This is a genomic window from Flagellimonas sp. 389 (assembly GCF_018449435.1).
Classification (GTDB): Bacteria; Bacteroidota; Bacteroidia; order Flavobacteriales; family Flavobacteriaceae; genus Flagellimonas.
Genome location: NZ_JAHCMU010000019.1, coordinates 47,670 through 62,129 on the forward strand (window position 1 = coordinate 47,670; position 14,460 = coordinate 62,129).

The 14,460-nt window shown below is 35.5% G+C and carries 11 protein-coding genes and 1 tRNA gene; 2 read left to right on the plus strand and 10 right to left on the minus strand.

Features of this window, described 5'->3' with window-relative positions; genetic code table 11:
- Positions 1-301 precede the first annotated feature (301 nt).
- Positions 302-1,000: a hypothetical protein gene (locus KIM67_RS15950; protein ID WP_213832550.1), complete on the plus strand. Its 699-nt coding sequence runs from the start codon at positions 302-304 to the stop codon at positions 998-1,000.
- A 91-nt stretch (positions 1,001-1,091) separates the two neighbouring features.
- Here KIM67_RS15950 and KIM67_RS15955 read toward each other — a convergent pair whose 3' ends face one another.
- The 5 genes from KIM67_RS15955 to KIM67_RS15975 form a co-directional block, all read right to left on the minus strand.
- The gene (locus tag KIM67_RS15955; protein ID WP_213832551.1) at positions 1,092-2,540 is read right to left on the minus strand and encodes a hypothetical protein; all 1,449 of its coding nucleotides are present in this window, start codon (positions 2,538-2,540) and stop codon (positions 1,092-1,094) included.
- Positions 2,541-2,556: 16 nt separating this feature from the next.
- A complete protein-coding gene (locus KIM67_RS15960) occupies positions 2,557-5,370 on the minus strand; it encodes a TonB-dependent receptor domain-containing protein (protein WP_213832552.1) in 2,814 nt (937 codons plus the stop codon).
- A 415-nt stretch (positions 5,371-5,785) separates the two neighbouring features.
- Positions 5,786-6,163: an AraC family transcriptional regulator gene (locus KIM67_RS15965; RefSeq protein WP_213832553.1), complete on the minus strand. Its 378-nt coding sequence runs from the start codon at positions 6,161-6,163 to the stop codon at positions 5,786-5,788.
- Positions 6,164-6,833: 670 nt separating this feature from the next.
- Positions 6,834-6,907 (minus strand) — tRNA-Arg (locus KIM67_RS15970).
- Between the two features lie 213 nt (positions 6,908-7,120).
- Positions 7,121-8,041: an AraC family transcriptional regulator gene (locus KIM67_RS15975; RefSeq protein ID WP_213832554.1), complete on the minus strand. Its 921-nt coding sequence runs from the start codon at positions 8,039-8,041 to the stop codon at positions 7,121-7,123.
- Positions 8,042-8,454: 413 nt separating this feature from the next.
- Between KIM67_RS15975 and KIM67_RS15980 the strand changes: the two genes are divergently transcribed.
- Positions 8,455-9,429, plus strand: coding sequence for an aldose epimerase family protein (locus tag KIM67_RS15980; RefSeq protein ID WP_213832555.1), 975 nt, complete (start codon positions 8,455-8,457; stop codon positions 9,427-9,429).
- A gap of 107 nt (positions 9,430-9,536) precedes the next feature.
- Here the strand turns inward: KIM67_RS15980 and arsN2 are convergent, their stop codons facing one another.
- The 5 genes from arsN2 to KIM67_RS16005 form a co-directional block, all read right to left on the minus strand.
- Positions 9,537-9,974, minus strand: coding sequence for an arsenic resistance N-acetyltransferase ArsN2 (arsN2, locus tag KIM67_RS15985; protein WP_213832556.1), 438 nt, complete (start codon positions 9,972-9,974; stop codon positions 9,537-9,539).
- A gap of 184 nt (positions 9,975-10,158) precedes the next feature.
- Positions 10,159-10,362, minus strand: coding sequence for a hypothetical protein (locus KIM67_RS15990; RefSeq protein ID WP_213832557.1), 204 nt, complete (start codon positions 10,360-10,362; stop codon positions 10,159-10,161).
- 72 nt (positions 10,363-10,434) lie between these two features.
- Positions 10,435-11,640, minus strand: a complete 1,206-nt coding sequence (locus KIM67_RS15995; protein ID WP_213832558.1) for a metallophosphoesterase — start codon at positions 11,638-11,640, stop codon at positions 10,435-10,437.
- A complete protein-coding gene (locus KIM67_RS16000) occupies positions 11,637-12,809 on the minus strand; it encodes a hypothetical protein (protein ID WP_213832559.1) in 1,173 nt (390 codons plus the stop codon). The genes KIM67_RS15995 and KIM67_RS16000 overlap by 4 nt, the downstream gene beginning before the upstream one ends.
- Before the next feature lie 178 nt (positions 12,810-12,987).
- Positions 12,988-14,451, minus strand: a complete 1,464-nt coding sequence (locus KIM67_RS16005) for a hypothetical protein (protein WP_213832560.1) — start codon at positions 14,449-14,451, stop codon at positions 12,988-12,990.
- Between the last annotated feature and the right edge of the window lie 9 nt (positions 14,452-14,460).

The following is a 14,460-nucleotide window of genomic DNA, read 5'->3' on the forward strand; positions in this document are numbered from 1 at the left end:
CAATTCAATTCAGTATTCTGAAGTCGAATGATCACCGATTGGTTTTGTACTTAACAGCTCTGTATCAAACATGAAAGTTTTTTAAATAGCTATGTATGGTACTTCTCTCAAATACGGGTTTTTAATTACAAAAAAGTTACTGATTTCGCTTTAAAAAAGCATAAAATTTTCGTATCTTAATAACTATATATAATATATAGCAATACTTACTCAAACAATTGATTTTCAAAGAACAAAACATAGTATTATTGCCTATATACTTCAATCTATAAAACCATTTTATCCTCTTAAACTATTTTAAATGAAAAAAATTAAAACAAGAACTATTGTAGTACTTTCCTTTGCCTCAACTTTTTGTCATTCCCAAGCAGCATCTTATACTTATGAAGAAGATGCAACCTATCAATATGAACAAAGCTCATCTGGAATGGTCCTAAGAGTTTCAGCAAATTCGATAGACGGTACGGAAGGATCCCCCTACCTACAAGAAGATTGGACTCCAACCATAATTTATGACCACAACAAAAGGAAAAAAATAAATCTTTTAGCACGATTTAATACTTACACAAAAGAAATAGAAATAGCTAAAGAGGAAAAGATTATTGCTCTAAAACCAGTCACTTATATAGAGGTTAGAATTGGAGATAAAACCTTTATTCCGTTTAAAGCTCCCGATAACGTAAAAACAGTTTTTGCAGAACAATTGACAAAAGGAAAAATCAACCTTATCAAATATTACAGCGCCAAAATTATCAAAGCGGCTACAGATGCAGCTTTATTGGGGATAGAAAATAAGGATAAAATCAAGATTACTTCAAATCTATACTACAAGAAAGAGGGAGATGTTTTTAGTCCATTACCAAAGAGTAAGAACGAAATAGCACAATTAATTGATAACGACACCAAAATTTTTGCAAAGAAAAATAAGCTTTCTTACAAGAAAGAAGGTGATTTGATCGAAATATTCAGGCAGTTCAACATTAAAAGTTTGCCACAATAGCTACTGATATTACACGTTTATATTTTCAACATTTACTGAAATAAAAAAGAGCCCCGTAATTACGGGGCTCTTTTTTATTTCTAAGATTTTTTTAATGAAATGGCAATACAAAATCGGAAGTTTTATTTTCCACTAAAATTTCCGTTACATCTATCACCGTAGTTGCAACACCGGTTTCGGCATTATATGTTATAGCATCCAAATCATTGGCAACAGAAGAAATGAAAGAAGGCAACAAAATAGCAGCACCTAAGTCTGATTCGGAAATATTATCATTGAGCAGTACTTCATTTTCATCAATGATTAGTTTTAGGCCCATATCAACAAAACGAAGTCCTTCGGCAATAAAAACTTCTTGCCTAGTCCTGTACAATAACTCCAATCCTGCATCATCGGCATTCAAACTTGCAATATCATCTGCTGTTAGCGAAGTTCCGGAAACAGAAGGTATTGAAACATTACCGTTCTGCCTATCCAAAACTAAGTTCGGCCTTCCATTGACCACTACATTGGTACTATCTGGTCTACCTCCTGGATCTACCTCACTTCTACCTTCAATGGAATCGTCAATACTTCGAACTTCTCTGGTATCGATAAGGGCCAATAGATCCGTTAAGTTCTCTCTTGCAGCAGAAACATTGTTATCGGAAAGATTGGCCTCTGCCAAAATCAATAACGCTTCTTCTGCTTTTAAGTAATGAACTGGAGAATCTTCATTCGGAGATAGGAATGAGTATTTAGGGTCAAGAAAATCCAACGTCGGGAGCGGCTGCAAATCATCGAAAGTTGCTCTTTCAAATAATGCACTTTCAAATACATTACTTGGATCAGTCCCATTAGGAACTCCAAGGGGAGCATCAGCATCAAAATTCACGACGTTGTCAAACGACCCATCTATTGCCAAAGCAGCATTGGCAGCAGCAACGGCTTCAGCTTTATTGCCCAAATAATAATTTATTCTGGATTTGGCCATTAGATATCTGGTCTGACCAGGATTCAATCCGATGGCTATATCGATAGCAGCAATAGCATCCAAATAATTTTGACGTGCGGGTATCGCAGGTCCAAGAGGCTCTTGCGGCAAAGCAGGAAAGTACATTCCCGCATACATATAAGAAAGACCCAGAAAATAATTATATTCCGCTTCTGTTTCGGTGGTATACTCAGAATCGCCAGGGCCAACTTTTTCCAAACCGAATATAGCCATTTCCCGTAATCTTGCAATTTCCTTTGTCGCATCCCTTAAATCAGGGTCGGCAGGTTGCAGGTCGAGGTTATCCATGAACTGGCTAAAGAACGTTTGTGTATTTACATAGTTATCAGACCCTATTTCAGATAACATTAATAGTTCGTTATAAACAAAGGCCATATTCCTCTTTAAACCATCGAGCCATATTATCGAGGAATTGGGTTGTCCAACAACTGAATCTTCCGACAAAGTCGGGTTTTCCACTTTGGTAAAATCTACCACACTACTCAATTCATCAGTACAATTAACGAGAAAGAAGACTGCACCTATTATTAGGATTATTTTTTTCATATCTATAATTTTTTATCTAAAACTGAAATTTTAAAGAACTCATATAAATCCTTGGAGCGGACTCCGTTCCATAAGCAAAACCTCCACTAGCAAAACCATTTTGAGTGCCAATTCCTGAACCTGTGGCTTCTGGGTCAAAATCCCCAGCGGTAAAATTGAACGGATTTGTAACCGTTATTCCAAATCTTACATTAGAGAAAGGCTTGAGTACGTCGCCAAAGTCATACGAGGCCCCAATATTCCTGATCTTTAAATAATCGTTATCGAAAATAAAGAAATTCACATAGTTAAAAGGTGATGTTGTACCTATCAATTCTTCAGGTATTCCTGTATTGTCAACACCTCCTATATGTCTTAATAAGAAACTTAAGTCGGTAATCTTCCCACCAAATTGATAATCGCCTGTGATAAAGAGATTCAGCTTATTATTAAAAGAATAATCAAGACTTATAGAACCAAAATTGGGGGCAAAGGTTTTCCCTAAAAATGAATTTGTCTCAAATTCGTAAGTTCCGTCATCCTGTAGCACAGCAGCTGTTCCTCGAAGGAATCCAAGACTTTCCCCTTCGGCTACAACGGATCCTAGCACACTGAATCCACCAACAACAAAAGGTGCACCTCCACCAGTATCAACAACATTGTTCTCATTTGTATTATAGGACAACGATAAGTTCATTTGATGTTTGACCGATTGTAGTATGGCCGCCCTCATTTCAAATTCCCAACCTTTGTTCTCTACCTTACCTATGTTCTGGATTTGGTTTTGCGAACCTTGGGAAGGTGGAGCAACCGGCGTAAAAAGTGCATCTACGGTATTGGCCACATATCTGGTTCCACTAAAGTTCAGCCTATTTCTGAAAAAACCAAGTTCAAGCCCGAATTCTGTTGTTTGTACTGTTTCGGATATTAAATCGGCGTTACCAGGGTTTGCAAAAGAAAAAGCGGGAACGTCCAAGAACGAACTTAATTCAAAGGTTTTGTCCTGAGTGAATGGCTGTGCAAAATTCGTGGATTCACCGTAATTGGCCCTTAACTTGATATTGGAAATCCAATTACTTATATTGCTTTCCTGATAGAAATCATGGTCAGAGAAATTATAGGTAAACCCAACTTTTGGCAATAAAAGTGGTTTGGTATTGCTACCAGAAGCAGTGCTCCTATCCAAACGTCCTCCAAATTCCAAATAAGCTACATCATATATTCCTATGTTTTCTAAAAAATACAGCCCATAATTGGCATTTTCCAATACAAAATCCAAACTAGCTTGTGTAGGAAAGAAGTCGATTTTTCTGGTACCGTCCACACCACCTTCACCGTTTAAACGATTTTGTCTATCGGTGGTTCTGAAAAACTGTCCTCCAAATACTGTAACAAATGAAAAGTTCTCGGTACTGGCCCTATGCGTAAAATTCATATCACCAGTGACCACAAAATTATCACGCAATGCACGGGCGAACGTAGCTTGGTCCGTAGTTCCTGGATTAATATTTCCAATTTCAATTAAAAACTCATTACTGTCCAAGTTCTCTTGTACAGTTGTCCTAAAATCAATACCTAAGGTTGCATTGGCCTGTAAGGAACTTGTTATATCGTAGGTAAATTTGTTAGATGCTGTAAAACGACTGGTCCTTGCGGTAATATCCACTAATTCTCCAATCCTTCGGGCATTGTCCCTTAAGGGTATCCACTCTTCCTCGCTAATTGCATCCAAATCTACCCCAGCATCTGCTCCTTCAAAATTAGAAAATCGGGAAAAGTTTGTATTTGCATTGTAATCCAGATTGGAATCAAAACTGACATAGGAAAAAGATCCTTGATATTTTAATTTATCTGTTACCTTGGCACTCAAACCAAAAGTGAAGGTTCTTCTCACTTGTTCGTTCAAATCATTGAAACCGTCATCTTTATATAAGCTACCACCAAAGTTATAAGTGAAATTCTCGGAACCGCCACTAAAGCCTACCCTATATTCTTGCGAAAAACCAGGTTGAAAAATAGCTTCTGCTGTCCTTTTGTATTTTAAAAAGTCTTCAGTACCTTTTATAGCGCCAAGCCTACTTTCAAAAAATGCAGTCCCTTTCCCAGATTTTCCTTTTTTTGTAATAATTTGTATAATTCCATTGGCCGCGTCCGCACCGTATAATGTGGTAGCGGCACCACCTTTGATATATTCGATTCGTTCAATGGACTCAACAGGTATATCGGCTAGGGCAGATACGTTTGCACCTCCAGTATTAATACCTAATCTTGCATTGGAGTTCAAATTATCTACTCTTACTCCATCAACAATGATAACTGGTGTAGATGAAGAAGCAGCAGATATTGGTCCTCTTGTCCTAATAATAGATGCTGTTCCCGGCTGTCCAGAACTCAACCTAATCTGTGCACTGGGTGCCGTTGCTTGAAGTAGTTGGTCAATTTGATTTGCAGGAAGCCTATCTATTTCATCTTCGGTAAGAACATCGACCGTGGTAGAAAGTTTTCTTCTCTGGATACCTGCACCTTGACCAGTGACAACAACTTCTTCCAAAGCTTGAGCATCTTCCTCCATTTGCACATTGATAACGGTGGAACTGCTTACGGTTCTAGTTGTTGTTTTTTGTCCTATATAACTAAAACGTAGTACTTGATCAACTTCAACTGAAATAGTGTAATTTCCGTCAAAATCGGTCTGCGTTCCATTGGTTGTCCCATCCACAACAATAGAAACACCGGGAAGTGGCATTCCGTTCTGGTCGGTGACCGTTCCAGAACGTATATTGGTCTGCGCATTCATGTTCGCAAAAACCAAGGACATCATAAATGTAATCAGTGAAATCTTAATTTTCATACAGTAAACTTTAGTTAGTAATTAATGAGTTAGTTGTTTGAATTTGTAGAGTGGTAACTGTCAATTGATGACTAATTCAAAAAATACCTTCTAAAATGAGAACAAAATTTAATGCCCTTAATTTTTTTCAGTACCGACGTCGTACCACTCTACGTTTCAAATTTGCAGCAACAAAAAAAAGGAAAGAAATAGGCTTAAAAGTCTATTATTATAGGTGTTTTCGACTATCCCGATGATTATTTACCTATTATTTCAATTGATCAAACAGTTTAAAACCGAACACCTCAGACTTGAAAAAAAGTCCTTGAAATTAGCTCTATAAAAAAGGGATACACTTAAATCGTAAGGATAAATGAAGAGAGAAGCAGATGATATATTACATATCCAAAAAACTATCAGAAAATAGTTGATTCAATTACTCGGAAAGAGATGGTAATTTCCTTTTATGTTTGGATGCTTCAATAAATTCTGTTGGGGTCATATGGACATAATTTTTAAAAGCCTTATTGAAGGTAGCTTTATTATTAAATCCGACCTCGAACAAAACTTCCCCAATACTGGGGTTTTCAGTTATTCTAAAAAGCCTTATTGCTTCCGTGACTCTATAGGTATTAACGAAAGTGTTAAAATCCTGACCAAATCTTTGATTTATTATTTGCGATGTTTGGTGTACTGAAATTCCTAATTCCAAAGCTATATCGTTCAACCTCAAATTTGGGTTTTGATAAAGCTTGTTTTTCTCCATAAGCTCAACAAGCTTGACTTTAAAATCGTTCGCTAAATCTGCGGTCAAACCACTATTCTTATATTTTGTCTTTGATAAAATTTCACCAATATTAGTCTTCTTAGATAAGTAATTCTTCTTCTTCTTTTTTGTAAAGAAGTTACTTTTAATAAGAATTAGAATCAAAATAACTTGAGTTAAACATAACTGTACTATAGATATTATTATTAAAGTGTTCGTATTCCACCATTCCATTCTTACCCTCTTTCTTCCTGATAATGCTCAAGCTACAGGAACATGTTAAAAAGTTGTATAGATTTTTTTATAATTCTACTTAATCGCATATATCCTTTTTTATCAAAAAAGGATATATGACTTTTATAAGTATATAGGTCGACTATAGAGCATCACTACTTTTACAATTATAACAGTCCTAAACTAGCATTTAGGAATATGATATTTAGTTATCCATCTGATTATTGTTTGAAACTGTCCGCATAAAATTAATGTAATCCTACTCTAATTTATTGGATATTCTTGTCACAGATTGGTCAAAAAATCACTTTTTAAGCCTTTTGCTTAACGTAGCATGATTTTGCCGTACTATCCCTATATTTTAACCCAAGGGTTTTAATTGATCTATTTCAATTAGGAAAGCTTTTTATATTGAGTTTAAAGTGTGCTTTTGTATGGGTTTAAAACAAAAAGGGGGAGCATAAAATGCCCCCCCTTTATATCGTGATCGCGATAGGATTCGAACCTATGACCGTCTGCTTAGAAGGCAGATGCTCTATCCAGCTGAGCTACGCGACCTATTTTGCGGGTGCAAATATACGATTAACATTAAATAATGTCCAATTAAATAAACTCAAATACTAGTATTTATTAAAAAAACACTATTTCTTAGTTCTACCATAACATTATAAAACGTTTTGTTGGTAATTAATGATATACTATTTTTTGTTTATCTGTTATATACAGTAATGCATATGGTTGAACAATGCCAGTTTTTTGATGTAAACACCATTAATTGTTCTCCAAATAATAAGATGGTGGATTACCATATGCCTTTTTAAAAACTTTACTGAATACGCTAAGATCACTAAATCCAAAAAAATCTGATATCTCGCTGACAGACAAATCTTTCTTCTGGAGCGCTTCTTTAGCTTTGGAAATTTTCAATCTATTAATATATTGATGTGGAGTCTTTCCAAATGCTTTTTTAAAAGAATCATATAAATGAAATTTGGACAAACTGGAGATATATGATAACTCATTTATTGATATATGGTTTTGAATATTATCATGTATAAATTCATAAGCGATCAACAACCTTTTCAGTGTCTCTTCTTTAGTAGATATCTTCTTGGCCTTAATGTTATTGACTATTTTATTTCCCAATAACTGTTCCTTGTATATTGATTGTAACACCTCTATAGTAAGCTCTTCGGGACATAAAAATTCAAATTCATAATCATTGCTTAAATCATATATATATTTGAGCAGCTTTCCTGAGGAATAGTAATCTGAAAACAAAGGTTTTTCCAAAAAGAAGTTCATATCCTTTATTGAATCAAATGGGTCATCCAATATTGATTCATTCTTTGTCTTTAAATAATACGAGAAACTTGAACTAAAATCTTTAGTAATACCAAAACTCAAAACGTCCATGTAACTGTTCTCTTCATTAAAAAACTCCCAACCTTCGTTTGGATTTAAAACAAAAAAACTATCCTTTTCAACATTTAAACGTTGCCCGTTCCTTTGGAAAACCCCACTTCCTTCTTTAAAAAGCGCAACTATGGTGGCGTTCTCAACAAACTCATGATGCTCAAAACAAGCTTTAAAACGCATCAAAAAGTTTTCATGCTTGGAATAGTGAGGAGGAAGTTCAAACTCTTTTTGTTGATAGTGATTGTAAAATTTGTCGTCATACTTTACAGACATAATCGAGTTTGGTTTAAGTTTTTTAAGGATTCAATAAAGGGCAAGTGGTTGCGTCCGATTTTTTGATTCATTGAATATATAAACTAAACTTTTTGTTGATTCGTATTCAAAATCATAAAAAAGTATAGGTAAATATTCATAATAACAACTATGAAATTTTAGTTTTTAAACTTTACATAAACTCCTCTTTGCATCAATCATATCATATTATGCTACACCTTTAGCATCATTCTGCAAAACATAAAAGTATTTTTGTCATACAAACCCAGAAACAGCATAAGGTTTACTATTTTTAAAAAAATGGGTACTAGATTGTGTTTAAACGATACTACCAGTGAACTATGCAAAAAACACTTCAGATTCAAAACTTATATGATAAGCTGTACAACAAAAATTAGAATCAAGAAAATCATATGGAACTAGTGAAATTAACAAATTCCCAAGGCATGGAGTTACAGGTGTGTAATTATGGAGCAACCTTGGTTTCGCTCAAAGTTCCAAATAAAGACAGTGGATTGACCAATGTTGTGGTCGGATTGGATAATCATGAACAGTATGCCTCTCAAGAATACCAAAACCATCAGCTTTACTTAGGCGCTACCATTGGTAGATATGCTGGTAGAATTTCAAACGGAAGCTTTAATTTAGAAGGAAATGAATTTGCCCTGCACCATACGGATGGAGTGCACTTACACGGAGGAAAGTGCGGGTTCGATAAAAAATATTGGGCCGTAGAAAAAATAGGTCAGCATAGAAATCCTTTTGTTGTGCTCTCTTATGAAAGCAAACACTTGGAAGAAGACTATCCCGGAAACCTAAAAGTCGAAGTTACATACCAGCTACTGGAATCGAATGCCGTTAAAATCAGCTATACCGCAACAACCGATAAAACAACAGTGGTCAATTTAACCAACCACAGCTACTTTAACCTTAGTGGTAGCGATACAATTCTAGGTCAACATTTAAAAGTCAACAGCGACCATCATATAGATGTAGATAATAAAACGATACCCACAGGTAAGATCAACCCATCAAAAAATACTAGATTCGATTATAACGATCTATCAGAAATTGAAAATTCGGGCTTTGCTGGTCTCGATGACACTTTTATCTTGAACAAATCCTTGAAAGCAGCATCTCTTTGGTCTAAAAAAAGTGGTCTTTACATGAAAGTCTTTACCAACCAGCCCGCCATTGTCATCTACACCCCAGAACAACTTCCTGAGTTAAGCTATTATGAACACGCAGAATTTGAAAGATTCCCTGCCATATGCTTTGAAGCCCAGAATTATCCAGATGCCCCAAATAACGAGACATTTCCATCCAGTAAACTTTTGCCAGGTTCAACTTACCTTAACGAAACGGTATTTGATTTTACCTTGAAATAAGTAGTTTAAAACAACCCATGATTTATAAAATATCCAATGACAAATGATGCCTTCTGGCCAAAGCATTGAAACAATTTGATTTTTTTGTATTGAAAAAGTTTAGTTTTTTAACAAAAGTTCAATTCCTTCACCATATAAATAGAAGTGGAAGGACATATCTCTGAGAATTCTTTGGAGCTGGCGATTGCCTTTGGTGCTTCAATTCTCTCAGAAATCTTAAAACCTTTTTTTAGAAAATATTGATCCGCGGTAGTAGTCAAAAGATGCATCCTTTTGATTCCGTCTTTTTTACTTTTATCAATCAATTTATTAAAGAGCTTGCCTCCTACTCCCTTGTTTTTAGAGTCCTCAGTTACAGCAAATGAGCGTAAAAGTCCATCCTCACCATATTTTTCAATTCCAATGCACCCAATAATTTCACTACCAGATTTTGAAGTAAGAAATGTTACTTTAGAGGAACGAAGGTCTACATAGGGAAGACCATTTTTCTTCAATAGGTTTTTAACTTTTTCAAAGTCATAACTCTCTATTTCTTTGGTTTTCATTTGCTATCATTTGATTTCAATCTTATGTACTGAACTAAGATTTACGATATTAAATTTAAGATTAAATCCACCACTAGGCCAATACTTGGAATAATCTGCCCCATATTACTTTCTATTTCCACTAAGCTTCTTAGCTGAACAATAGCCCCGTTCGTATCTCTCTTTATCACAGCATGAAATCTCTTTATGGTACACTTTCCTTAAATCTGGGAGGCATTAAATTTTCACTGTCTAGAATCCTATTCAGTTCTTCTTCTGATAAGAGCTTTTTATCCAAGATAAGTTCTCGTATGGATTTACCGGTCTTAATAGCCTCCTTACCTATCAAATCACCTATGTGATGCCCCAGATAAGGATTCAAAAATGTAATCAATCCAACAGAATTCATCACTTTTACCTTTGTATATTCCTCGTTTGCCGTTATTCCTTTAATACATTTTGTTGTTAAACCAATGCATGGCTAGTGAAAATCCATTTTCATTCTTTTTCCTGTATCGCTCACTTTATAATATTTGCCATTTTCAATAAGCAACACATGCGACTTTCCAGTAAATTTTTCTTTAGGGTGCTTGATGTCCACCCGTATCACTTTACCGTTAAAATCGCTTGTCACTTCATCTGCAACTATAGTATGACCAATAATGATATGTTCCACAGCATAAAACCCCAAAATTCTATCCAAGGCTGTTTCTTTAATTTTTTGGTACTTGCTTCCACTATTTTTGATAAGCCCGCGATACCAAAAAGGGCCCATACTGCTAAAAACCAATTTTGAAGCCTCATCACTTGTAGGTTTTTTAATAGGGTTATGTTCAAGGTTTTTTCGAACAATGGTATTGATGTCTTCAATGGATAATCCAGTATTTACCAATTCTTCGCTTATTCCACCATGAAGAAAAAGGTTATTGCCTATTTTCTCAACGGCATTTTTGGATTTGATCCATTTGACCAGTTCATTTTTTTCAGACATTAAAAAACGATACGCCTTTTTATGGTCATCTTCTATTCCTGATACAATTCTTGCCAAATCAATATATTTTTCATCCACATAACGAATGTCCAGATATAGGTTCATCACATCGTGATTTCCCAAAATATAGTGCACCTTCCCCCCCGCTCTCTCAGCTTCTTGTTCTAATTTGTACAACAACCATAAACTGGGTAGTACTTCAGTACCGCGGTCAAACATATCGCCACAAATAACAAGATGTCCCTTGCCATAAATCCAGTTATAGTTTTTATCCATAACCTTATTTCCTAACAATAAACTATAAAAAGTATTGAAATTTCCTTCAATATCCGAAGTGACCAATATTTTATCCTGAGCTTCGTATACCGCGTCGGGAACAACGTATTTTTTGGCGAGCGCAAAGGCAAATTCATCTTTGTCGGAGTTGTTTATCTTGCTTATAAAAGTTTGATTCTTTTTCCTTTTGATTTCGGTAGTTTTTATAAAGAATGAAGCATCTTTTCTTTGTTCTACGGAAATTATGGTCAAACTGTCTTTGTCAGTATACACATAAGGACCATCTAAACTTTGAAGCTTAGTAGTCGCTATTTGTTTTTTAATAATGTGGTTAGACGTATTAACCTTACAACTAAAGAAAGTACACAGAATACTACTGTACACAATAATCCTTTGCCTATTGTTTACCAACTTGCTCATTTTCTAAAGGCATAAAAACGTCCTAATTCCGATTGAAACATTCCGCCATGACTGTGACCAACATCAGGAATTGTTCCAATGGCATGTTTTTTCTTGATGTTGGAACCATAGTAGAACTGTAAGTATTCATAATACGTAAGCCCTCTTTCCAAACGATGTTTTCCTTGTAAGTTTCCTTCACAAGATGTATCTAAAGATGAACTCTTCAAATCGTTGTCCTGGTTACCCAATAGATATACTACTTCTCGTTTTGGGAATTGTGCTCGAATTTGATCTACTCCAATCGTTTCCAAATAATTGGGTAAATCGTCTAACCCATATTTATATTCATTGTAGGCGGTACAATCTGTTTGCGGTTCTTGAAAGTGAACGGTATTAAAAACTTTTCTGGTATTATCTAGATATAAGTAAGAACTTGGATTGTTTACAATAAATCGTAAAGTAATCCCAGATTTTTTTAACTCTGAAGGTACTGCGGATGCAGCAGCATATCTGTTTACAAATTGTCCCCCCGCCGAATGTCCAGAAAACACGATGGTTTTCAGATTGGGCAGTTTTTTTACCAATCGAGTCATTAATGAATCTATAATCGTGAATGAAGAGACTCTACTCTGCCGCGGATTTTTTACTTTATCCTTGGATAGGTTACCTATTTTCCAACCTCCGCCACTCCAATACAAGTGCTCAGAATCAAGGTTGAATTTCTCAATTTCAGATTCTATTAAAAATTGGGGAGCTATTACCAACAAGGTATCCAATTGGTTAGACTCCATTTTGGCAGCAAGCAACATATTTTTATAGTAGGTCCCTGCATTTCTGCTGTTCCCGTGCAATACAATCAATGCACGCGTAATGTTAATGTTTTTATCATCAATTGACGTAACATTGGAGAAGTATGGAACTTTAAAGGTGTTACCATCGCTGGAAATGGAAAAGGTTTTATCTCCAATAAGGCCATTGGTATCGTTATAGGTCACTAAATTTTCCTTAGTATTTACCGGTAGTTCTTTTTCCAGTTCCATATCTAAAATGTCAAGAAAAGAAGCTATTGAGCGTTGTGCCGCAAAAGACTTCCCATCAAAAGAAAAAATATCGTAGTCTGTTCCAGATTTAATGATAAATACAACGACCATGGAAGAAAATAGATAGTATAAGTTCTTAATGTTCATAATTTACAGTTGTTACTATTATTATTTTATGTGGCTTTATGATTTAAAATCGCTACTGTACGCAGCTACTAAAGGAAAAGGTGCAGCATTATCTATGCTACACCTTTTACCAAAGAAACTAACTCAAATAGGACAAGTTTATAAAGTCTTAAATAGAATAATGTTCTATGCTTACGAATCAATTCCTAAATATATTTTGCCGACCGATTTCTGATGGATAAATGACTGTGCTACTATGCCCAGCCCCCGGTACAACTAAAATCTTTTGATTTTCCATAATTTCAGGACCATAGAAATCCAGTAAATGGTCAAAATAATTTATAGCTCTTTCAAACCTATCCCTTCCCTGAAGAATCGATTCACATTGTTCATTAATACTGGTTTCTTCCGGAGTAGGGTCATTGTCGTTTTGACCTATTAGATAAGTTACGTTTCTTGTTTTCAATCTATCGCGAATACCATCTGCTCCAACAGCATCTAAATAGGGATTTAAATCTTCTAGACCCCATGGATAGATATTATAATCCGAGCACGCTTCAATCGTAAAAGAAAGTGGAACTTCGAATGTGTTTTCAGTACCCAAAGCTTTACGTTTATCATCCATATAAGTATATGTACCTGGGTTTACCGGTACAAACTTTAAATCTATGCCCTTTACCTCTAGCTCATCTACTATAGGTGTGGTGGCGGAATAGCGACATGTAAATTGTGCACCTGCCGAATGACCTGCAAGTACAATTTTTTTAAGGTTGGGATATTTTGCCAAAGTAACCATCAACGAATCCATAATGGTGAAAGATGAAACATTTCCTCTTTCCTCCACAGAATTATCACCTACACGCCAGCTATCCTCCCAAAACACATGTGCTTCATCCAGTAAAAATTCGCCAACTTCTTCATCGCCTATGAATTGAGGCGCTATGAGCAGTAAGGTATCCAAATTACTGTTTTCTACTTGAGCCGCCAGCGTAATATTTTCAAACTGCCCCTTTGCATTATGCCCCGATCCATGTACTGCAATGACTGCAGTTGTTATAGCCATGTTATCAGTATTCATGATATCCTCACTATTCGAAAAATAAGGAATTTGAAAGGTCGACGTTCCTACAGGAAACCTAAACTTTTTGTCTCCTATAAAATCTTCTGGATCATTTGGATCAATGGCAACCGTAGGCCCAAAAGTTAAGGTTATCTTAGTACCACCACTTGCTGAATTGCCAATTACAATACCTTCTTTTGTCTGAAGTTCAAAAACCATGGACCTGTTTTCATTTCTATCCTCTCTATTAATAACCTGCTGAAGCAATACTACTCTAGTAATGGCCTCCCCTTTTTCGATAATAAAGGAGCCCGATTTTGGCAAGATAAAATCCTCGCCTTCTACAGCATTATTCTCATTTGGAAAGGAAACTGAATACGCTATCTCTATATTCTCATCCGTTTTTGGTCCTTCATATCTCAGTTCCACCATGAACGGCTCAGAATTGGAGCGATTTACTACAGCGTTATCTGTTGTAAAGTAGACCCTCCGCTCCTCTGATGAAACTTGCATCATCGTTCCTTCATCGTCATCATCGCAAGCGACCATAGCCAATGCTAGAAAGGCGATTGCCGTATATATTAGTTTTATTTTTTGTTTCATGATAGGTTT